This window comes from Capsulimonas corticalis (genome assembly GCF_003574315.2).
Classification (GTDB): domain Bacteria; phylum Armatimonadota; class Armatimonadia; order Armatimonadales; family Capsulimonadaceae; genus Capsulimonas; species Capsulimonas corticalis.
The window spans coordinates 6,592,499-6,614,605 of sequence record NZ_AP025739.1; the positions used below are offsets into that span (position 1 = coordinate 6,592,499).

Genomic DNA, 22,107 nt, shown 5'->3' on the forward strand with positions numbered 1-22,107 from the left:
GGTCTGACTTGCGAATCTTAGTTCGGCCACATCCATGCCTGGACGGTGTTCTGGCCCGACGGCTGCCATCCAAACGGAACAAAGCGGGAAGCAACCTTCGTTCCGATCAGATATTTGGCGTGCCCATCGGCCATCAGCCAGTTGGAGCCGTCCGTATGGCGCGGCCCAGGAACTTCGGTGTCTCCGTTGAGGCTTATCAGAGAAGTCGCGGCATGGGTCCGGTCCGCCAGCCGGCCGGTGTTGTAACGAACGATGTCCGACTTGCCCCAGTTTCCGGAATAGGATCCGGGGCCGCCATCGGCCCAAGTCAGGTTGTCCGAAAAGTCCATCGGAGAATGATGGGGCGAGCCGGTTTCCATGACATCGGTGACATTGACGGCCATGCCCTGAATTTCCGTCAGCAGTGTGGTGCTCGCCGGAGCGGTCCATTGCGCCACGGAATGATCCGCCGTAATCACGTTCAGAGCAAATGAGATCGGATAGAGCGTCACGCCGCCCACGACTTGCTGCGACGTCGGATCGTCGGGACAGTGATACACGCCGGCGCTCTTCACATACGGATAGATGGCTCCAGCCCAGCCGCTGCCGAGGGAAAGATCGTAAGCTACGCCGCACGGGAAGGTTTCGTCATAGTCCTGATTGTATTGCAGCAGGCCCAGGCCAAGCTGCTTTTCATTGGACAGACAGGAGATCTGTCGCGCCTTCTCACGCGCCTTCGCGAAAACCGGGAAGAGGATCGCCGCAAGAATCGCAATGATTGCAATCACGACGAGCAGCTCGATCAGCGTAAACCCTTTGAGCGATCGATGGAAATGTTTCATTCTTGTATCCTTTGACATTCATTTCTCAAGCAGAACTGGGGATCTTCCCATACAGTAATAGGTTTTATCGATTGTGTATTGATAAATACTTTACCCATTATAATTCAACTCACACGGATCGTCAAGATATTTTTATTTGCATTAGGAAAATTGATAAATCGACTCCCAATTCGTCACTCCGCGCAGTAAAGATCCGGTTGGAGATGCTGGCGCGGCGCGGCCAGATGGGCGTCGCGAATGGAATCCGGCGAAAGCGAATTTGTTTGCCCGCCGTGCGGTAAACTGACTGGGGGCGGACGCTCCAGGAGAATTGAACCCATGCCCGTCGATATTTCGCTGCACACACAGGACCACGGCCGTCTGGACACCGTTGTCTACCCACGCGAGGCGACGCGCGATCTCATCCCATACGGCGACGACGCCTACCCATTGCTGTCGGCAATGGATCCGGGTGACTACACTTTTTTCGCGCAGGCGCAAATGCCCGAATTCCTCGCGGAGTGGCGGCGGCTTCTCAGCGCCGCGGAAACGCCCGACGACAAGGAATTCCTGACACGCGTAGAGAAGCTTGCCGAACGCTGCGCCGCCGAGCCCGGCTGCTATTTGAAGTTCGATGGGGATTAAGACGCGGACTTCTGCGGCGTCTATAAAGTGAGGCGAAATCCATGGCGACGGCGTCGATCTCCTGGCGTGAAATTCCTCTCAAGGCCGCGAAGAGCGGCGACTATTCCGAGCTTGCCGATCTTCTGGCGCGCGGCGCGGATCCTAATGAGACGGACGGCGGCGGATACGTTCCACTGGCGCACGCCGCCTCGTGGGGACGACTGGAGATGGCGCAAATGCTGCTGGCGGCGGGCGCGGACGTCCGCGCCGAGTCGGACAACACCGCCGCTCCCCTCTACTACTCCCGAAACGCCGCCGTGTCCGAATTGCTGCTGGATTTGGGCGCGGAGGTGGATGCCATCACGCGCAAAGTCAACGGGTTCAATGTGGGAAGGACCGCGCTGATGCGCGCGGCGGCCGCAAACGATCTCGAAGTCATGCGCCTGTTGCTGAGCCGTCAGGCCAATCCCAACTTGCGAGATGAAGCCAGTCGCACGGCCTTGCAAATTGCCGCCGCGCGCGGCCATCAAGAGATTGTCGAGGCGCTTCTGGCGTCGGGAGCCACTGTCGGTCTCACCGAAGCGGCGCTGCTCAACGATGAGGATACGCTCAATACGTTGATGGATCGAGAAGGCGACCCCAAAAGCGCCGCGATGACGCAGGCGTTTTTGGCGGCGGTCGAGTCAAGCTCCCCGCAAACTCTCGCCTGCATCTTGAAACGGGATATTGATCTCGATGCGCCCACACGCCGATGTTCGGAGACGGCGCTCATCCTCGCCGTCCGCAAAGAGCGCGTGGAGATCGTGTCGATGTTGCTTGCGCACGGCGCCGTTGTGGACGCCGCAGACAGCCTCGGCGAAACGGCGCTGCATTTCGCCTTGTCGCCCAGAAATACGCGTGGCCTGGAGTTGGCCGCGCTTTTGCTGGACGCCGGCGCAGACGTCAACCGTCAATCTCATCGTCCGGCCGCCATACTGCGCAAGCTAAATGCGCCTGACGGAGCCCCCTACCCCGGAACTACGCCCCTGATGCAGGCGGCGGCGACTGGCAACGCCGCCATCACACGCCTGCTCCTGCGCCACCATGCCAATCCAAACCTTCGTGACCACCATCAACGCACCGCGCTGCAAATCGCGGCGGGACACGGTCGTCAGGAAGTCGTCGCTCTCCTCATTGCAGCAGGAGCGTCCGTGGGGCTGGTTGAGGCGGCGCGCCTGAACGACGAGGCGCAATTGCAGAAATGGATCGCCCAAGAAACAGATCCGCAAAGCGCCGAAATGGCGCAAGCATTCTGGTATGCCGCCGGATCCAGCAGCGTTTCCACCATCGCCTTGATGCTGGAGCGCGGCGTCCCCGTGGACTCGCGCTACGCAAAAGGAATGACACCGCTAATGCGCGCGGCGGGTCAGGGACGCGACGACATCTGTCGTCTCCTGCTGGCCCATGGCGCGGACGTCAACGCCGTGGACAGCATCGGCGCGACGGCGCTTCACGCAAGCCATAAACATTCCGCCTGCATGCGCCTGCTTCTCGAAGCCGGAGCCGACATCCAGCGAATCCAAGGCGCCGGACCTTCGCTGCTGGGCATTAGCGCTCGGCATGGAACGGCTGAGTGTGTGAGCCTATTGATCGAAGCCGGTGTGAGCGTTAACAGACGCAGCCAGGCCGAGTGGTCACCGCTCATGCGCGCCGCAACGTTCGGCAAAACCGACATCGTTCGCCTGCTCATCGACGCCGGCGCCGATCTGGAGGGCGTCAGCGAAATCGACGAAGAAGGCTACGGAGGCTGGACAGCCCTGCAAATTGCCATTACAAAATCCCACGCCAATGTCGTCCAAGTCCTGCTGGACGCGGGAGCAAACATTCACAACCAGGGCCAACGATCGGAAACTCCCCTGACAAACGCCCGCCGACACGCCGCCGCCAGCGGCGACACAAGAATTGTCGATATGCTGGTCAGCGCGAGCGCGGACAAATAAAATCGGCGCTATACCTGTGACTGGTTGCCGCCAAGGAATCAAGACAATGAATTTACCAGTATGGATGAATGTCGGCGCATCTGTCCGTAAAGGGATAAGGACCATGTGGGATGCGGAAGGTGATTATAAACCGCCGCGCAATCGGATTCGCCAATGGCTGCTTAGCTTTGTGGGCATCGGCCTGACGCAGCTAGGCTTTGCCTATGTATTCAGCCAATTGACCGACCGGCCGATGAAGATGCTCCATGTGCTGTCTGTGGAGGAAATGATATTCATCTTTGCCTGGGTTTACACCTATCGGCCAAAGACTCGATGGGTATTCGCGGGCGCACTGTTCGTGGCGAATACTCTTAGCGTTTTCATCGAAATCATAGCGCCCATCCCATCTCACCCAACTTCGTCGATCATGGCTTTCCTGAGATGGGAAGCGAGCGTCGTCGTTCCGCTGATGTTCGCCGCCGGCGCCGCGCTCTTATGGGAGCGCCGGCTGTCACTTGATAGGACGTTGCTCACCTAGGAGGCTTACCCGAAAATCTCGACTGATCGCGTAGCGGCGCTGCTGCTCCTCACCTCTGTCGTCCTGCCGTCGCTCGTTTGCGCAAAGTCGCTGAAGACGCCGATCAGGCTGCGCTTTTCGAATATCCAGCCTGGGCAGGCTTTGACCGGCGCATCGCCAGTCATCGCCCGGAATTTGGGATCCGCCACTAACTTCGTCTGCCTTGCCATTGACGGGAAAACCATTGCCTACCAAAATGCCGACGAGGCGTCGGAGAGCCAGGTTTTTGAGTGGTGGATTCCCACGGCGGGTTTCTCAAATGGCCGGCATGTGCTTACAGTTCAGCAGGGCAAATACGTATATGACACTTGCGTCGTGGTATTTCGAAACACGACAAAGGTAAGCGCCAGCGCACACCACCCCCATTAATCTTTGCGCTGTGCGCTCGTTGCAGGGCGCGGGAATACGACGGTCATATTCCCATCAGGAGTGGACGTAGTACACGACCTTGCTCTTCTTGATCAGGGCGATCATGGCGTCGGGGATCAGGGTCTGCGCCTGCTGTTCCTGGTAGACGCGCAAGGCGTCGGCGTAGGCGGCGTCTTCGGATTTGGGGTGGTCGGCGCTGGTGCTGACGGACTGTACGAGGCAGTAGCCGATTACGGTTTTGATTGGCTCGGAGGTGGTCATCCCTTTCGTGAGCGCGAGGCCGGTGTTGAGAATGCCGGTGTCCATGTCGTGCATCGCGGGATAAAGAACGCCGATGTCGCCACCGTCGGTCTTAGGGTCCAGTTCGGAGTACTGCGCGGCGAGAATGGCGAATTCTTTCCCGGACTTGAGCTGAGTCTGGATGGTCTGGATGAGGCGGAGCGCTTCGTCGTCGCTGCGCAGGGCGGCGCCGGGCGTGATGGGCGAGCCGGCCTGCAGGAATTTGACCAGGATCGCGCGGCAGTGCGCCATAGGCGCGGGCTTCACTCGATCGACGGTCAGGCGGGTACGCTCCATTTCCTGCTGGAAGCTGTCACGCAGATCGTCCAACGTCATGTGACGGACGGTTAAGCCTTCGTCCAAAGTGTGCGGAGCGATGAGAAGGCGCAGTTTGTCGATGCGCTGGTCGATTTCGCTCGATGTCACCATGATATTGCGGCGCTTGCACTCCCGGTCCACGATGTCGTTCTGGACGAGGATATCGACGACGCGCGGACCGTTGTCGGCGAGGCACTTGGCGGCGACATCCTTCATGGGAATGACATGGCCGTCCACGGTCGCGGCCGCTTCTGGCAGCGGCTTGCCGGCAGGTGGCGCGCAGTCGGCGTCGGAGGCGAAGGCGACGCGCGATTTGGCGATCAAATCGACGACGAACTTAGGACTGATGAACTGGGCCTGCTCGTCCACATAACGGTCCTGTGCGGCTTTGTAAAGCGGGGCCTCGTCCGCGCCATGCGCGTCGCCGGCGCTGATATTCTGAACCAGCCAGTAACCCTCTCGAAACCGAACCGGCTTGGATGTCTCCCCCTTGGCGAGGGCCAGCGCGGCCTCCACGGCGATGGGGTCGCTGTCGCGCGCGCCGGCGTAGACCACGCCCAGATCCCCTCCCCGGCTTTTGGAGGCGTCGTCCGAATACTTGGCCGCAAGGTCGGCGAAGCTTGCTCCCTTTGTGAACTGGTCCTGCAAGCCGTGAATCAGCGCGAGCGCGTCGGTCTCCCGGCGCGACGTTCCAACGACCGGCGCGGGGATATCGCTCGGCGCGAACTTGACCAGGATCGCGCGGCATCGGGTCATCTTCGTGGCGGGAATTTGATCGGCGACCAGACGCGTGCGCTCGATCTTGTGTTTGTGCGCGAGACGCACCTCCGCCATGCTCGAATGGTGCTCGGCGATCACATCCTCCAGGGCCTGGGGCGCGACGGCCTTGCGCATGGCGTCGATCTTCGCGTCGATCTCAGCTTCGGAAACGACAATACCGCGCCGCCCGCATTCGCGGTCCACCACATAATCCTGCACCATCTGATCGATGATCGGCGCGCGGTACTTACGCAGGCAGATCGCCATCACATCGCGCGTCATGATTCGGCGGCCGTCAACTTCCGCCGCGACTCCCGCCGGCCCCGGAGCCACGGAGTATACGCCGCCGGCGTCGGTGGCGAACACGCCGGCCGCCGCGCCATGCGACGGCGGCGCGTCCGCGCCGCGCGCGATGTGCGGGGAAGTGAAGGCCGCGCACGCGACGGCGGCCAGTGTGGAAAGAATTACGGATGATCGTTTCACGAACAAAACTTACCTCTTGCGTTCGCCATACAAATGGCGCTGCCTGGGATGGAGAACGAAAATAAAGGGGGATTGCGGCCAGCGGCGCAAACCGCCGGCCGCAATTCCGAGTGATCTATTCTACCGACGAATGAGGTCGTACGTCTGCTGGCAGCCGCCGCCGCCCCAGCTCCACAGAAGGATGCGGGCGTTGTTGGCGCCGGAGCAGCCCTGGCCGTCCAGAACGTCATGCGAGCCGTCGCTCTTCGCGCCGGCGGTGGAGATCACGAAACGGCCGCCGCTGGTCTGCGAGATCTGCCACTGCTGGCAGGGACCGCCGTTCCAGTCCCATAGCTCAACCATCGTGCCGTCGTTCGGGCTGCAGTTCGTGCAGTCCAGGGAGCGGCCGACGCTGCCGTCGGGATTGATTGTCCGGATGGAATAGTACCCATTGTTCAGGTTAGTGATCTGCCACTTTTGATTGTTCGTGCCTGCGTACGGCCACAACTGGATCGCGGTTCCATTCGTGTTTCCGGCGCCATAGCAATCCAGTGCGTTGCCGGTGGTGGAGGCGGAGATTTCGTAAACGCCGTTCTGAACGATCGGCGCGCCCGATTCGTACTGGCGTACATAGTCGACATCGAAGTAGCCCGTGCCAGCCGTGGAGCCGTCGGTGCCGCCGGGCCAGTTGCCGCCGACCGCAAGGTTCAGCAGCATGTACATCGTCTGGCCGTTGAACTCCCACGTGCCGCCGCCGCCCTGCGAGAAGGTTCCGGTCTGGTTTCCATCGACATAGAAGGTGCAGTAACCGGGCTGCCAGTTGACGCCGTAGTTGTGATAGGTTGTCGTGGAGCTATTCGGAGAGGTGACCAGAGTCGGGTCCCATCCGGGCATATGCAGGCTCTGGTGGTTCTCCCACTGCCCGTTGATCTCTTCCGCCACATCGATCTCGCCGCAGGTGGGCCAGCCGACCGAGCCGATATTGTTGCCGAGGAACCAGAAGGCCGGCCAGTAACCCTTGCCCGCGTTTGGGAACTTACATCGGGTTTCAAAGTAACCGTAAGGACCGAACGATACTTTGCCGGCGGTCTTAATTCGCGCTGAGTACCACACTCCGCCGGAGTTGGTCGCTTTGAACTGCATGGCCGAGTTGTCTGTGCCAGTGCCGTCGGAGATCTCATGCGCGTTGTCCGCGTTGCTCGTGTAGGTCTCCAGCTCGTTGTTGCCCCAGCCGCCGCCGCCGGTGTCATAGTTCCAGTAGACGCCGGCCGGAGTGGCGGCGTTTCGAGCATCCGAAAACTCATCGGCCCACACGACGCCCATGCCGCCGGGCGCCTGGGCGCGCGCGGTTTGGCTGACGCCGCACATCAGCAGCGCGGAAGCCGCCAGGGCCGTCGCCGCGGCGGCGCGGCGCGCGAGGATTCGCGCAGAGGTTGACTTGCGACGCTTGCTATCTAATTGAGTGTGCATATCCTGTCGATCTCCTTGTTGTCTCTTCCACGAGAACACGTGAGGCGAACGCCATCTAAACAGCAATAGTTACAAATAGAACTTAATTCTGTTTTGCATGGCCCGGCGGTCACGTTTGGCTCAAACCGTCCCCATTATATCAATCGCAATTGAGTCTGTCAAGAACAATTTTCACTTTGATCCCGTTTGGTACTTGTTGATTGCGCATACCTATGCTAAATGCTAATTCATAGTTATTGACATTTTAACGGCAAACTTAGTCCCTTTAAATATTGCGTTCGGTAAAACTGCTCCGCGCATCAATGTACAATCCTAAAATTCTTGAACGCGCGAATTCTCAGAAATTGCACGGATCTGGTACCGATATCACAACGGCTCCGGCGAAAGAATCGCCGGAGCCGTTCACCTGCCTCGGAGACACCGCTCACTCTCCGATCTCATACCATAACGTTTGATACTGTGGCCCCGCCGTGAATGTTAACTCGCCCTTTTTGTAAGTCGCCGGGACGGGCGCCGCGCGCTTGCCGGTTCCATCCAGCGCCCAGACCCGGCGCGCGGAGGCGATCTTGATCGTGACGGTCGCGGGAATGCCTTCGGCGATGGTCGGACCGTGGCCCCACTGGTTGCCGACGCTAGTGCGGTCGGCGCTCCAAACCATATCCTGGTTCTCGACTTTGCCGGCGAGTGTCAGCAGCATTCGGCGAGATTGCAGGATCGGCTTGCCATCCATCGCCGCGAGAACGCCGGACGCGAAGTTATTTCCAAACGAGGGACAGACTAGGGTCAGCGTTCCAAAGCCAACGCTGCGATGCCCCACGTAGCCGGCGAACGCCTGGATCTGAGGACTTTGAGCCGTGTAGACCGCCGACTGCGGTGATTCGGAATGGTTCGAAGAATAGAGCGAAACCGTGGAGCGGCGCGCGCCCTTAGAGATCGGATCCGCCTTCCCAGCCTGGCGGGAAGGATCGACCGAAGGCTGGGGGGACGTAGAACGCGGCGCCTGAATGGATATGCGTTTTTGGAAAAGATTCGGCTTGCCCTGGGAATCGCGCCAGACCTGATCGATACTGGCTTCGTGGGCGTATTTCGCGCGGATCGGAAGCACGGACGCCGCCGTGGCCGACGCAAAGGCGCCGCCTCGGAAGATCATGGCGGCGGCGGGGAGAAAGGCGGCCTTGGCGGGATCGCTCCCAATTCCGAAGAAGCTGTTGATCTTGTCGTTCTGAACGCCTTCGCCATAGTCGCCGTAGTCGAAGAGATAGATCATATCCCAGTCTTGAAAGGCCGCAAAGGTGGCGAGTTCGGGCATCATCTCCGCACGGTAGTCACTGGGCGCGGGATGATTGTATTCGGAGATGGAGTACGGCTTCCCGGCGACGCGATACTCCGCGAGGTTCCGCAGCGTACCGCCTCCTCCGCCGGCGAGGTCCGCGACCATCGGGGTATTTCCGATATTCCAATCAACCGAGTCCCAGGGCTTGTGCGGAAAGCTCGGATGCTGCCAGTAGGCATGGTTGTCCGCGAAATCCATCTTCGCCTCGCGGCCCACGCTCGTCACCCCGCCCCACCCCATTTGCGAACAGATAATATTCGCCTTCACCTTCAGGTCATTCTTGAGGAACGCGCGCATCTCGTTCGCATAAGCGCTCTCGGTATCGGCGAGGAACGCGACCCAATCGTCATGCTGCGCTTTGAAGGAAGAAAGGGGAATCGGAATGCTTTTTGCGGCCAGCGACTCGCCGGCATGCAAACCGGATCCGTCCGCGCCGGCGTGGATCTTAAGCCCTTCGATCCAGACAACCCCGGTCTGCCCGCCCAATGTAAAGGCGACGCGAACATGATTGGGAACCGCGTCATGGACCGTGAAGACATACTGGTAGTCCTTCCAGTCCGGCGTGAGCGCCGCATTCGCCGACAGGCCGACATTGCGCCAATCAGCCTGATCGAGCGATGTCGCCACCGGCATCACGCGGGCCGTATCGGCTTTGGCCCGAAAACTCACCGTATAGGTATCGCCATCGCGCAGATTGAGTCCGGTGACATGCGCCTGGACATGCCAGTCAACGCCATCCACCGCCTTGACCTCCGCGCGCAAATACGGCGCGAACTGCGGAAGCTGACCGTGGATCATCGGGATCGTCGGTGTAAACTCAGCCTGAGACGTCCCCTGCGCTTCGCTGGACCAGGTGGAGTTGAGCGTCAGCAGCTCCGGCCCGGCGGCCGTCACGCCCGCCAGCCACGCCGCGCTTAGCTGGGCGTCCGTCCCATACTTCTTCAGCAGCCATGCGTTCCAGAACTCCGCCAGCTCACCTCGGAACGGCTCGGGCAGCGTGTCCAAATCCCCGCCGAGCGTCGCCCACGGATCGCCGACCAGCGAGTTCTCATTGTTAATCTCGACCACGGCCACCGCCGGATCTTGATTGTACGCGAGCTTGGTATAGGGGTTCACATGCGTAAGCAGATCGCGCGCGTACTCTTTCTGGCGCGCGATCATGGTCCGATCAAACTCGTCCACGCGCTTGTCAAAACCGAACGGGATCTGCGCGACACTCGCCGGAAACCCATCCGCCTCCGAGAACTGGCGGCTGACGTGCAGATTGATATTCACATACACGCCATTCTTCTTGAACTGCGCGATCAGATAGTCCAATCGGTCCAATTGCGCCGCACTGATATGCCGCCGATCTTTGTACCCGTAATCCCAAATGCTCGCCTGCTGTCCCCAATCGCTGTTGTCCATATGATGCAGCCGGACCAGATTGATCCCCAGCTTCGCGATGCGCTTGGCCACTTTCACGGCGTCCTCATGCGACGGAAACGCACTCTTCGCCACAAAGTTCGTCGCCAAAAACCGCACCCGCCGCCCCGTCTTCGCCTCCACGAAATGCCCATCCCGCGCCACAATATTCCCATGAGACCCCGCCGGCCCATCGTTCAAAAACGAAACATCCGTGATGACGCCGTGCGAGGAGTCATCCCAGGGAATCACAAATGGAAACATCGGCGCAGGATCAGCGGCGTGGGCGGGTGTAGCGGCAACGAGGATGGACAAAGCCGTGAGACTGAGAAGAGCAGCGGGGAATTTCATAAAAAGCTCCAGAGGAATTGCGAATAGCTCCACGAATAAATTACATCTGCCTTATTTGCCGAAAACGTTGATAATTTGTGTTTGTATCCATTGTGATTGGATGCTTCGCGCCCAGAGTCTTCTCATAAATACTAAGACCGTGAATATAGTGCTGGTTCGCATCTTCATATCGGCCCTGACCCTCGTATATATTTGCAAGGGTAATAAGACTACTAGCGATGTCAGGATGGTCGTTAGCAAAAACACGTCTTCTAATCAAAAGCCCTTGTTCACAAAGTAGTTCTGCATCTTCATAACGCGCCTGATAGTAATAGAGCACAGACAGACAGTTTGCGCTATTAGCAGTTTCAGGGTGATTAATACCGATTCTTTCTTTTCGAATATTAAAAGCCTTCAGATACATTACTTCGGCTTTACTATAATCTCCTTGACTAAAGTATACAGTTGCTAAAGTATTGACACTGTGAGCGATTTCTGGATAATTCAGCTCTATACTTTTTTCTTGAATAGACAAGGCTTCTAAAGCCATCATTTCGGCTTCAATATATTTATGTAATTTGATATACGAGAACGCCAAATTCGTCATGCATGTGGCAATTTTTGAAATGTTACGTAGTGGCTGTTGCTTGTAAACATCCAATGCTTGCAAATAAAGAGGTTCAGCTCTTTCATACTTACCCTGCTTAGCAAACAATCCACCCAAATTATTCATAGCAATCGCGACACTTGGGTTATTGCGCCAATATATTTTTTTATAAATACATAGAACTTCCTCATAAAGTGGTTCGGCTTTCTCGTAAAACCCTTCATCCTCGTAAAAAGCTGCTAGATTATTAACACTTGCAGCTACACCGAATTGATCAACATATTTACTATTCTTGTAAATATTAATAGCACATAAATAAAGTTGCTCCACAATGGAATATTTAGCACGATCATGGAGATAATAAGCAGTGGAGTTTAGAAACTGCGCTGCTGATAAAAAAGAAAACTGATATATGAGTATATGATCAGAGCATATTATAGCATGAGGTAATAATCTTTCGCATATTCCCCATACCGAATAATCAGGTTTTGGGAAAGCAGCAGCTACAGCAAGTACAGATTTCTTAGCATATATACACCTCGTTTGTTCATCCATGCCATGCTGAATGACAGCTTGAACCAAACGATGAACATCGTAGGTACGCTCCTTCGTATCGCGCTGAATCAGAGAGTAGCGCGCAAGGTGATCGAGCAACTCATCCATTAGCAGTGGATCTTCGTCATAATCCGTGAGCGCCGCTTCTACTGCTTGTCCTATTTCCGACGCTCCGAGCAGCACGAGTTCTTCTGGAATGCCATTGGGATTAAAAAAAGCGCTGACGCGGAGCAGTTCCGTCGCCGCTTCAGATTCTTGCTCAACAGCCTCGAAATTGAGAGACCATGTGGTGGCGACTGTCTTCTCGTAGGCTCCCGTTTCTGCTTTCGTATCTTGAAACAGCCGTATTCGGCGTTTGCGATAGCTTGCGAGATATGATTGGAAGGTGGATTGCTTTTCACAGAGATAGGCACCCGCCTGTTCCAGCGCCAGCGGCAGACAGCCCATCTCTTGGGCAAGTTCTAATGCCGCCTTCTGTTCCGCTTCATCTGCATCTAATCGGTCGGTCCTCTGGAGCAGAAATGCTACTGCTTCTTTCTCACTAAGCACCAATAAAATCGTGGGATGGGGCAGGTTGATTGTGCCGAAGTGACGAGCGCGTGATGTGAGCAACAGGTGCCCCGCCAGATGCAGGGGCAGATACGCCGCCAATAAATCGGGGGTGTCGGCATTGTCGAGGATGAGCAGGTAGTCTGGCTTTTCGGTGAGCCAGCGTTTGACAGCTTCACGGACATGGCTAATCTCTTCGGCGTCTTTCTCAGGCAAATCAAGAAGAACGGCGATCCCACGGAAGGAAGAATTGAGAGCGGTTTCGGTATCAGCCTGCGCCCAGAGGATGGCGTGATACTGCTCTCGATGTCGGTAGGCGTATTCGATTGCGGTTTGAGTTTTACCGACGCCGCCGAGCCCCGAAATGGCCTGGTTCTTCGCGACGTACGCCTGGGTTAGGGCTACTTTCTGCGTTGAAGCGAGAGTCCTTTCAAGGTTCGCGAGAATCTCCTCACGCCCCGTGAAGAACGGATTGGGAGGATATGGGACGTTCCATAGACGCCCGGGTTCCGAGAGGGCGGGAGAGGCAAGACGCGCGATCAAGGGCGCAAGGTCAACGCCAGCGGCTTGGGCTTGATTCAGATTGAGCGTGAAGTAGTTATTCTGTGTATTGCCGGTTCCACTTTGAATACCTTGGCCGCCGGAAATATGCGTAGGACCGTAATCGGGAGAATCGCTCATCGGGTAGATGCCTTTACCGCTCTCATTAGCTCTACGATTGAGAAGTTGGTGAAGCTCCGAAGGTGTTCGTCTGCGTATTGCCGTCGCCCACTTGATTACCTTGCCCGCCGGAGATGGCAACGTTGTATTTGCCTTGCGCCGTGCCGGAGGGATCGGCGGCCGCGAGTAGCGCCTTGGCTTGCTTCAGAACTTCTTCGTTCTTATCTAGACCTGCTTGTAGAATAGCATCCTTCAGGATTGCCTCATAAGCTTGGGGTTTCTTTTCGTGATGCTTCAGCGCGCTTTCCGCCTCTTCGTCGCCGGCGAAATGCTTGTGCAGGAGTTCTTTGAGGCTGGCGTAGGCGTTTTTTGCCGCCTCGCTGAGCGCTCCTTTCGCAAGCTCGGGGCCAGCGAACGCAAGAGCTGTGACAATGAGCGTACCTGGGTCCATCATTAGAGAATATTCCTTTCGCAATTTTTATCTCTAGTTCCTTGGACGCCAAAGATTTTCCTTCATATCCATCTGATGATGCGTCATGAAAATACACGGAAACCCGAAACGTTTCTCCCAGCCATCTCTCGAAGCCAATAGCGCTCCCCAGTATCTCAAGTAATAATTTTGAATGGGCGGCGCTTCGGAGGCATCCATGACAGAACATTCGATTTATGGGGCGGCGGCAATCTTCGCATTCGCTATTCCTCTAACGCCGGCCGGCGCACAAGCGCCAAGGCCGACGCGGTTGGTCCATGGTGTTGCGACGACGGCGGATGGGAAGCCGCTGGCGCGGGCGACGCTGTGCCTGCCTAATCGGGATGGAATGATGGATCTGAGCGCGGATTCGACGGTCGTCACCGACGATCAAGGGCGGTTTACCTGGAACGCTCCGGAGTCGAGCTATCTTTTCGCGCGAACGGGCGCCGCCGGGCCGGAATGCGAGGCCATTCCCGACGATATGGGATCCTGGCGCACCGCTCCCGCCATCGCGCCGCAGCATGACGCCGCGAACGCCATGCGTGAGATTCTGGAGCACGACGCCCAATCCTGTGTGACGAAGTGGACGGCGGAGGGTGGTGCGGCGTCCTTCTCGGTCGTCGCGCCGGAGATGGGAACCGTGACGCTGCGGCTGCGCGGCCCCAATGGCAAGGCGCTGGCGAACCATGCCGTGGAGGTGGCGGCGGCGAACCAGTGGTTTGGGTACTCCGGCGTGCTCGTGCATTATGGCGTGACTGACAACGACGGCCGCCTGCGGATGCGTCGATATGCGGGACTGACCTATTTGCAGATCGTAGCGCCCGGCGCGGGATTTGGCTCGACGGGATATTTCAACACGGTCGCGAACAACGAGACGACGCTGGAAACGCCGCCGCTCGCGCGACTCGCCAGCATTTCCGGCGTCGTCGATCCCGCGCTCAGAACTCCGGGAGCCTTCATTACTATCGCCGCGTTCGGCTTCGGAGGATCCACCTGGTATCACCCGAAAGCCGCCATCGACGCGCAGGGACGGTTTACGCTAACGGATCTGCTGGCCGGCGACAACTTCCAGCTATCACTCGCCGACGCCAGTCCCAGCAACTCCATCAGCGTGAATTTGAAGCCCGGCGAGGAAGTCACGGAGTTCAAAATCCAGGCGCCGACGCATTATACAAGTTATACAGAGCCGCCCCCGACCAAAGCCAGCACGCCAGCGACGCCATCCGTCAGAGGACATGTGCGCGACACCGCCGGCCATCCCGCCGCCGGTGTTGATGTCTATGCGCTTTGCACCTATTACGGCTTTCATGGCGCAATTCAGCAGACTCGAACCGCAAAGACCGACGCCGAGGGCGCATACCTCATCACCGATCTTCCCAATGACGCCAACGGAATTAGCGTCGTGCTGTTCGCCGCGCAAAGCGGCCATCCCCTCGCCTTCGCACGCGCCGAATCCGATACGAATATGGCGGCGACCGGCGTCCCCCCCAGCAAGTTCCATGGGGACCTGATCGTGCCGGACGGAAAGTCGGGTCTGATTGTACGCGTCCTGCAACAGGGGAAACCATTGCCAGGCGCCCAGGTCAGCCTCGCTCCGCACTGGAGCCCGGGTTCGGACGGCTTTGTGCCCGGTCGTGGATTTGGCGGCGGCGATTCGACGACGCTGAACGCGCTCTTGCAGCCGGCGGCAGCAACAAACGCTGATGGCGAGGCGACCTTTGAGCATCTCACGCCCGGCCTGTGGAATATAGGAGCGTCCTTCGGCAGCGCCCAGGCGACGAATGGAGCCACGCCCACCCTTGTGACCGGCTCGGAATCCGGCGCCGCCGTCGGGAGCGACGAAATGCATCGTTTTACGCTAAACGTCCACGCGCGACCGGACGCGCCGTTAATTCGTATTCTAGATGCAAGCGGCCAGCCCCTCGCGCGCACAACGATGTCGGTGCTCTCCGGTCCAGTCAATGACGGGCTCAATTGGTTTTCCAGCATCAACCCCGAGCCGAATGGCGACATAAAGCTCATGACGAACGATTCCGGTCTGTGGCGCATCTCCCCGCGCTACCGAGACATCGAAGCCGATGGCGTTTCCTTGTCTGTCGAACCGATCTACGCCGGAGACGGTTACCTCGCTATCTCGCCCGCAATCTCCGCCCACTCGGTCACATTCCGGACGGCGGCGCGCGTGGGGGGACGCCTGCGCATTCGCTCGCTCGATGCACAGGGCAAACCCTCGCCGGGCGCCGTCGTTTTGAAGAGCCTCTCCCAGGGCGGCGCCTTCTTCGCCTCCATCGACGACAGCGGCGAAACCGTATTCTCCGGTCTACCCTCCGGTCAATACAGCGTTCAGCTCAGTTGGGGTCGTCCCCAGGACGCGCCAAAATTCGGGCAAGAAACCGATCCTTTTCCCCAGGACGCCGCGCTCACGGACGTCCAGATCTTTTCACCGCACACCGTAACAATCGCCTCGGGAGAAGAAACACAGGAAACATTCCAGGCCGTGCGCCAGGGTTATATCCGGGGCAAAATCACCGGAGCGGACGATCCAAAAAACTACTGGGTGTCCGCACATAACCTCTACTATTCGCCCGAGCTTGTGAAGTATGATCGCACAACCGGCGAATTTCTCGCGGGACCGTTTCCGGCCGGCAAGACAACACTGCGCGTACAGCGACAAACGCGGGATTCCATGACAAATCCCGCCACAGGAGGCGACTGGCCGATCGATGTCACGCCGGGCAAAGTGGTTCACGCAACACTCACCCCCGCGCCGCCAACCAATCAGCCTGCCCCCAAAGCGGAGCCTCAATACGATCCCTCGTTCCATCTCTCCGATTCGATCTTTCTCGCAGACGGCGTCACACCGGCATGGGGCGCTCAGGTCGCCATATTTGTCCCCGGCTCCAATCCTCCTATATACCACGCGCAAGTCGACGCCGAAGGAAAGCTGGTCAGACGCTCCGATCTGTACTACACCCCTCTACCTCCCAAAGAGATGTCCGGAAGCCCCACGGAGCCGGTCATCATCACATGGCTTCCGGGAACCAGCGGCGCGACAATCACCCCATTCACTCCTGGCGAAAACAAGCGCCTCACGCTGCGCGCCCCCATTGCCGTCCACGGCCGCGTCACAGTCGGCGGCCAGTCCGTGGACGCCCTGCCCTCCGCGTTCCGAGTTTTGGCCGTCGCCCAAGGGCGCGGCCAATTGAATTCTCTCATGAGCTTCGACATCACCACTCAGGCGGACGGCTCATTTGACCTGAAAGGCCTCACTCCCGGAACGTACATCATCCAGGCCGCCCGCGACAACATCTGGCTCTCGGAAACACAAACCCTAACAGTTGGAGACACTCCCCTTTCCGACCTTGTCTTCAATATCGCTCCTCCCGGCGCCCCAGCAATCCTCCACGTAACCGACAAGCATGGCAAACCGCTCGCCGGCAAGTCCATTCACGTCGCCCGCCCCGCAGGACCACTCACGGACCTCCTCTGGCCGAATGCATTTCCCGTCGATTCCGCCGGCGACGTACGTCTGGAAGGTTTGGAAGCCGGCCCGCACCAGATCGGCTTGCCAGACGCAAAGCCCAACACCCCTCTCAGCAAGGCGTTTACTGTGCCGGCCTACGCCGACGGCGGCAAGGCGTATGAGGCGAGCGTAGAGGTTCCGGGGTGACCTATCCAAAAGAACGCAATGTCCCTCACACTATGAAAATAGCCGTTGACAACGCTTAGTCGCCCGGGTATACTCCGTGAACATCAATATTGACAGTAACATTATTGCAAAACAAGCTTGAACCGACTAGTCAACTAGAGGTGAGTGCAGACGGCCGCGCGGCATGCTTTGAGGGCATGGTTTCGCGAGCCGCTCATCCCTAGGAGACCTGCCGTGAAAAACCGCCGTTCGTTTGGCTTTACTTTAATTGAACTGCTCGTCGTGATCGCAATCATCGCGATTCTCGCCGCGATCTTGTTCCCCGTCTTCGCCCAGGCCCGTGAAAAGGCTCGGCAAATCACCTGCGTATCCAACCAGAAGCAGATCGGCATCGCCATTCTGCAATATACCCAGGACTACGAAGAGACCCTGCCCCCGTCGAACTACAACGATCCGTTACAGCCGGCAAGCCCCTCGACATGGATGTTCATTATTGACGCATACGTCAAGGCGGGTTATCCACACGCAGCCGCAGCGACCGGGAGCAGTGTCGCTAGTGTGTTTACCTGCCCCGACTATGCGGCGACCGCAGTGGCGGCGAATGCGACCCCGGCGCATAGCTACGCCGCGAACGCCAATATCATGCCGGCGTGGATCACCGGCACCGGCCAGACCGCAGCCACCAATCCGCCGCTGACCCTCGCGACGCTGCGAGCTCCCGCTCAAGTGGTCCTTATTGGCGAAGCCGCGGGCGGCTCACGGATTTTCACCTATGGCGACGATGTGAATACGTCTTCGGTCATTCCTGGCCAGACCGCCGCTGTTTTCGGTTCTACGCAAGCGATCTACTTGCGTGCTCGCCTTCGACACTCTGGCGGCTCCAATTATCTCTTCGGCGACGGCCACGTGAAGTGGTTCCACGGTCCTGGCGCAAGCTTTACGCCGACGGGTTCGACCTGGTACCCCGTCGTACCGGTGACCGCGACATCAAACATTGTGTGGAAGCAGTCGTCTTATCCCAACGCAGGAGGATGGTTCATTGAAGACCCCACACAAGGCTAATTTGATCGCGATCGCTTTGACCGCCGGCGCCCTATGGACGCCGGCCAAAGCTCAAACGATTTCCGCGGACGATCTGGTCCGCCAATCGGCCGCCGCGCTGGAATCGGCCTCGTCGCTAAAGGTGGATTTCGAGGAGATCGACTCCTATCCCGAGCGATTCAAGGACCTTGCCCAGCGCGGAACGGCGACGCTCGCGAAACCCGGCCAGCTGCGCATCGACATCCACCGCTACCGGCGCGTGAGCGCTTCCGAGCCGTGGGCGGCGTCCGGAAATGACACCGCCGCCGTTTCGGACGGCAAAACTTACTGGTACGTCTTCCTGCACCCAAACAGCACGCAGACGCACAATGAGCCAGCGGGGCCGACCGCCTTCCGTGCGGCGCTCAAACAGCTGCCCGCTCTGTCTGGATTCTTTGCAACCGACAAGGACGCCGCCACGCTGCCGGGCCAATCCGGTCCCGTGACGGCCGCCGCTGATGAGACATGGGAAGGCGCGACATACCACGTCGTCCAATACGACGTCAAATCCGACGGCGCTCCCACCACCGCCCGCGCCTACCTCGGAGGGGATTCCCTCGTGCATCGCCTGGTGTTCAGCGCCACAACGCCCAAGGGAACCGTGACGAAAGAGTGGAGCCTGCGCAACATCCAGTTGAACGCGCCAGCTCCGGCGGCGACTTTCGCCTATACGCCGCCCGCCGACGCCACTGCGCTGGACAGCTCGGCGCGCGGCGCGCTGCTCGCCGCAGGAACGCCCGCTCCGGACTTCACGATTCACGATACGCACGGTAATCCCGTAAAGCTCTCAGACTTCAAGGGCAAAACCGTCGTTCTGGAGTTCTGGGCGACCTGGTGCTGGCCCTGCAACCAGTCGCTGCCCCGCGCCGAGGCGATCTCGCTCGCCAACCGCGACAAAAACACCGTGACGCTCGCCGTCGCGATTTGGGACAGCCAGAAGGGCTTCGACGCCTGGATCAAGAAGCACAGCTACCCGGATATCCAGTTCGCCGTCGATCCTCGGCCCCAGGGGCAGGAGATCGCGTCATCGCTCTATCATGTCTCCGCGACGCCGACCACTTACGTGATCGACCCGGCGGGGAATGTCGTCAAGGCCGTCCCCGGCTTTAGCGGCAAGACCGATGAACTGGAGGCCGCCATCGCGGCGGCGCAAGCGCCGAAAACGGCGAACGCTCGGTAGCGCGGCACGCGCGTCAAAATCGGAACTCACGAAATATGGGTAATACTCCCACACCACTGCGAGGCAGGAGACAGAGTATGACCACACGACGTGATTTTCTCAGAACGGGCGCGGCGTTCGCCGCCGGAGCGGCGGCGATTTCCATCGCCGGGAGCGCCGAAGCGAAGGGAGCGGATCAACGCGATCCTCGGATCGATGTCGCCCCCGAAGCGGGACGCGAGCTCGGCCCGACGCCTCAAACGACCTTCAAGGGAGACATGCCTTACCGAAAGCTGGGAAGCACCGGTGAGGAGGTCTCCCTGATCGGTCTGGGAGGATTCCATATCGGCTCGCCGGACAGCGACGCCGATGGGATCAAGCTGATCCACACCGCGCTCGATAAGGGCGTCAACTTTTTAGATAACTGCTGGGACTACCATAACGGCGGCAGCGAAACGCGCATGGGCAAGGCGCTCGCCGAAGGCGGGTATCGCGACAAAGCGTTTCTTATGACCAAGATCGACGGGCGCACCAGCGCGTCCGCCGCCAGCCAGATCGACGAATCGCTGAAGCGCCTGCAAACGGATCGAATCGATCTGCTGCAGTTTCACGAGATCCTCCGCATGGAGGATCCGGATCGCATCTTCGCGAAGGGCGGCGCGCTGGAGGCCGTCTTGACGGCCAAGGCGGCGGGAAAAGTGCGCCATATCGGATTCACCGGACATAAAGACCCACTGGTGCATCGCCGGATGCTGGAAGTGGCCGACAGCCACGGCTTCCACTTCGACACGGTCCAGATGCCGGTCAACGTTATGGACGCGCATTTCCGAAGCTTCACCCATCAAGTGATCCCCATCGCCAACCAAAAAGAGATCGCCGTGATCGCCATGAAGACATTCGGCGACCACTTTATTCTCGACCGTGTCCTCGCCGACAAGCTCGCCGCGCCGATTGAAATGCTCCATTACTCCATGACGCTCCCAGTCGCCGTCGTGGTCACCGGCGTCGAACGAATGGAGATTTTGGACCAGGCTCTGGAAGCGGCGCGCACCTTCAAACCACTCACCAAGACTCAAGTCGCCTCTCTTCTGGATCGCACGAAAATAGCGGCCGCCGACGGCTCCACGGAGCTTTTCAAGATCTCGACTCGGTTCGACGGCACTGCCCACAATCCCGATTGGCTGGGATAATAAGTCTGGCCGCCGCGTTCTTGGGCGCGGCGGCGCCAAAGCAGAGCTCTTCCTCTCCAGAGGAGCGCATAATCCACCGATATAATATCAAGGCGCCTGCCAAAGGACGCTGGGATTATGAGAGCAACAACGTGGTAAAACATCCCGCTCAATCAGGGGCAATCCAACACCAAGCGCTGACCGAACACAATCAATCGCTCAGCGAGCAGAATCAAGAGCTGGCTCGCAAGCTAATGGAAGCGCAAGCCGACCTGCTGATGCTCACGCGCAGCGCCTGGTGGCTGGTCTGGAGCGCCGATGTGTCGGAATACACCCCGGGACACGCCGGAATCTGGGACTTCCGTCCGGACTATGCCGAGAGCGCGCTCACCTGGCTCAATATCGGCGAAGGCGATGCGAACGACTTCGGCTCCGCGATCACACGCGCGCGCCTTCCCGAAGACAACGAGCTGTGCGACGCCAATTGCCACCGAGCGCTCTACGGTGGCCTTCCGGGTTACTCACAGGAATTTCGCGTGCGTCTGAAAACCGGCGAGATCCGCTGGATTTCGGAGACGGTGAATATTCAGCATCTGTCCCCCACCAACTGGCGGCTCACTGGAATTGGGATCGATATCACCGAGAACAAACGCAACCAGGAGGAGCTCGAAGAGATCCGCCGGGAGATCATGCTTCAGAACGCCGAATTGCAGGACATTCAGGCGGAGCTGGAGGCGCAAAACGATGAGCTGGCGCGCGCCAACACGCGCCTGGAAAACCTGGCGACAACTGACGGCCTCACCGGACTCAAAAATCATCGCGCCTTTCAGGAAGCGCTGGAGCACGAATGGCGGGGGGCGCAGCGCCACGGCGCACCCCTCTCGCTGGTCTTCCTCGACATCGATTGCTTCAAACAGTACAACGACACCTACGGCCATCCCGCCGGCGACGAAGTCCTTAAGCAGGTCGGCGCGCTGCTGCAAGCCGGCGCGCGCGACATCGACTGCGTGGCTCGTTATGGCGGCGAAGAGTTCGTGGTGGTCGCGCCCCAGACCGACGAAGACGGAGCCATCGCCCTGGCCGAACGCTTCCGCCAGCGCATCGCCAGCGCGGCATTCCCTCACCGAGACGTCACCGCAAGCTTCGGCGTCGCCACTCTGCGCGCCCCGATCGGCGACATCAAAACCCTCATCCAGCGAGCGGACAGCGCCCTCTACACCGCCAAAGCCCAAGGCCGAAACGCCGTCGTCTTCGCCGGCGGAACCAAGTAGCCCCCCTCCGGCTACGCGCCTGTCCCCTCCGCGCCGCCGCTCTCCACCTCCATCACCGGCGTCCGCTTTACCCTCGCGTCTTTCTTCCGCTGATAAAGGACCATTCCGATCGCTGGAAATACGCTGTATGGACAGTGTATCAGGCAATATTCCAGACACCGTCTGGAATTTCTCTTTTGCGGCGTTATGATCGCTGACATCGAAGCTCAGGCTGGGCGGATTGCCGCTGCTTTGTCTCGTTGCGCCGCTGTCC

The 22,107-nt window shown here is 58.9% G+C and carries 14 protein-coding genes; 8 read left to right on the forward strand and 6 right to left on the reverse strand.

Features of this window, described 5'->3' with window-relative positions; translation table 11 throughout:
* Positions 1 to 17: 17 nt before the first annotated feature.
* Positions 18 to 821, reverse strand: a complete 804-nt coding sequence (locus D5261_RS28660) for a DUF1559 family PulG-like putative transporter (RefSeq protein WP_119323052.1) — start codon at positions 819 to 821, stop codon at positions 18 to 20.
* Between the two features lie 318 nt (positions 822 to 1,139).
* Between D5261_RS28660 and D5261_RS28665 the strand changes: the two genes are divergently transcribed.
* From D5261_RS28665 to D5261_RS28675, 3 genes are read left to right on the forward strand one after another with little or no spacing between them, the layout of a single operon-like run.
* Positions 1,140 to 1,445 carry a hypothetical protein gene (locus D5261_RS28665; protein WP_119323051.1) on the forward strand — a complete coding sequence of 102 codons (306 nt, stop codon included), beginning with the start codon at positions 1,140 to 1,142 and terminating at the stop codon, positions 1,443 to 1,445.
* A gap of 41 nt (positions 1,446 to 1,486) precedes the next feature.
* On the forward strand, positions 1,487 to 3,403 hold the full coding sequence (locus tag D5261_RS28670) for an ankyrin repeat domain-containing protein (protein WP_119323050.1): 1,917 nt from the start codon (positions 1,487 to 1,489) through the stop codon (positions 3,401 to 3,403).
* A 46-nt stretch (positions 3,404 to 3,449) separates the two neighbouring features.
* Positions 3,450 to 3,920: a hypothetical protein gene (locus D5261_RS28675; RefSeq protein ID WP_125206146.1), complete on the forward strand. Its 471-nt coding sequence runs from the start codon at positions 3,450 to 3,452 to the stop codon at positions 3,918 to 3,920.
* 462 nt (positions 3,921 to 4,382) lie between these two features.
* Here D5261_RS28675 and D5261_RS28680 read toward each other — a convergent pair whose 3' ends face one another.
* From D5261_RS28680 to D5261_RS28700, 5 genes are all read right to left on the reverse strand, one after another.
* Complete coding sequence (locus D5261_RS28680) at positions 4,383 to 6,167, reverse strand: peptidylprolyl isomerase (RefSeq protein WP_125206145.1); 1,785 nt, start codon at positions 6,165 to 6,167, stop codon at positions 4,383 to 4,385.
* 120 nt (positions 6,168 to 6,287) lie between these two features.
* Positions 6,288 to 7,616 (reverse strand): RICIN domain-containing protein, encoded by a 1,329-nt coding sequence (locus D5261_RS28685; RefSeq protein WP_119323046.1) that lies wholly within the window; start codon positions 7,614 to 7,616, stop codon positions 6,288 to 6,290.
* Positions 7,617 to 8,040: 424 nt separating this feature from the next.
* Positions 8,041 to 10,704 (reverse strand): carbohydrate binding domain-containing protein, encoded by a 2,664-nt coding sequence (locus tag D5261_RS28690; RefSeq protein ID WP_119323045.1) that lies wholly within the window; start codon positions 10,702 to 10,704, stop codon positions 8,041 to 8,043.
* Positions 10,705 to 10,744: 40 nt separating this feature from the next.
* Positions 10,745 to 13,075, reverse strand: a complete 2,331-nt coding sequence (gene fxsT, locus D5261_RS28695) for an FxSxx-COOH system tetratricopeptide repeat protein (protein ID WP_119323044.1) — start codon at positions 13,073 to 13,075, stop codon at positions 10,745 to 10,747.
* Between the two features lie 31 nt (positions 13,076 to 13,106).
* The gene (locus tag D5261_RS28700) at positions 13,107 to 13,508 is read right to left on the reverse strand and encodes a Het-E N-terminal domain-containing protein (protein ID WP_119323043.1); all 402 of its coding nucleotides are present in this window, start codon (positions 13,506 to 13,508) and stop codon (positions 13,107 to 13,109) included.
* 193 nt (positions 13,509 to 13,701) lie between these two features.
* Here D5261_RS28700 and D5261_RS28705 point away from each other — a divergent pair, with 193 nt between their 5' ends.
* From D5261_RS28705 to D5261_RS28725, 5 genes are all read left to right on the forward strand, one after another.
* Complete coding sequence (locus tag D5261_RS28705) at positions 13,702 to 17,196, forward strand: hypothetical protein (RefSeq protein ID WP_125206144.1); 3,495 nt, start codon at positions 13,702 to 13,704, stop codon at positions 17,194 to 17,196.
* 213 nt (positions 17,197 to 17,409) lie between these two features.
* On the forward strand, positions 17,410 to 18,237 hold the full coding sequence (locus D5261_RS28710) for a DUF1559 family PulG-like putative transporter (RefSeq protein ID WP_119323041.1): 828 nt from the start codon (positions 17,410 to 17,412) through the stop codon (positions 18,235 to 18,237).
* The gene (locus D5261_RS28715; RefSeq protein ID WP_165864409.1) at positions 18,215 to 19,435 is read left to right on the forward strand and encodes a TlpA disulfide reductase family protein; all 1,221 of its coding nucleotides are present in this window, start codon (positions 18,215 to 18,217) and stop codon (positions 19,433 to 19,435) included. The genes D5261_RS28710 and D5261_RS28715 overlap by 23 nt, the downstream gene beginning before the upstream one ends.
* Before the next feature lie 77 nt (positions 19,436 to 19,512).
* Positions 19,513 to 20,604 carry an aldo/keto reductase gene (locus tag D5261_RS28720; protein ID WP_119323039.1) on the forward strand — a complete coding sequence of 364 codons (1,092 nt, stop codon included), beginning with the start codon at positions 19,513 to 19,515 and terminating at the stop codon, positions 20,602 to 20,604.
* 131 nt (positions 20,605 to 20,735) lie between these two features.
* Positions 20,736 to 21,854: a sensor domain-containing diguanylate cyclase gene (locus D5261_RS28725; protein WP_301002310.1), complete on the forward strand. Its 1,119-nt coding sequence runs from the start codon at positions 20,736 to 20,738 to the stop codon at positions 21,852 to 21,854.
* The last annotated feature ends 253 nt before the right edge of the window (positions 21,855 to 22,107 follow it).

Coding starts and splice junctions, on each gene's coding strand:
- D5261_RS28660 (WP_119323052.1), bottom strand. CDS start 821: ATGAAACATTTCCATCGATCGCTCAAAGGGTTTACGCTGATCGAGCTG.
- D5261_RS28665 (WP_119323051.1), top strand. CDS start 1,140: ATGCCCGTCGATATTTCGCTGCACACACAGGACCACGGCCGTCTGGAC.
- D5261_RS28670 (WP_119323050.1), top strand. CDS start 1,487: ATGGCGACGGCGTCGATCTCCTGGCGTGAAATTCCTCTCAAGGCCGCG.
- D5261_RS28675 (WP_125206146.1), top strand. CDS start 3,450: ATGAATTTACCAGTATGGATGAATGTCGGCGCATCTGTCCGTAAAGGG.
- D5261_RS28685 (WP_119323046.1), bottom strand. CDS start 7,616: ATGCACACTCAATTAGATAGCAAGCGTCGCAAGTCAACCTCTGCGCGA.
- D5261_RS28690 (WP_119323045.1), bottom strand. CDS start 10,704: ATGAAATTCCCCGCTGCTCTTCTCAGTCTCACGGCTTTGTCCATCCTC.
- fxsT (WP_119323044.1), bottom strand. CDS start 13,075: ATGAGCGATTCTCCCGATTACGGTCCTACGCATATTTCCGGCGGCCAA.
- D5261_RS28700 (WP_119323043.1), bottom strand. CDS start 13,508: ATGATGGACCCAGGTACGCTCATTGTCACAGCTCTTGCGTTCGCTGGC.
- D5261_RS28705 (WP_125206144.1), top strand. CDS start 13,702: ATGACAGAACATTCGATTTATGGGGCGGCGGCAATCTTCGCATTCGCT.
- D5261_RS28720 (WP_119323039.1), top strand. CDS start 19,513: ATGACCACACGACGTGATTTTCTCAGAACGGGCGCGGCGTTCGCCGCC.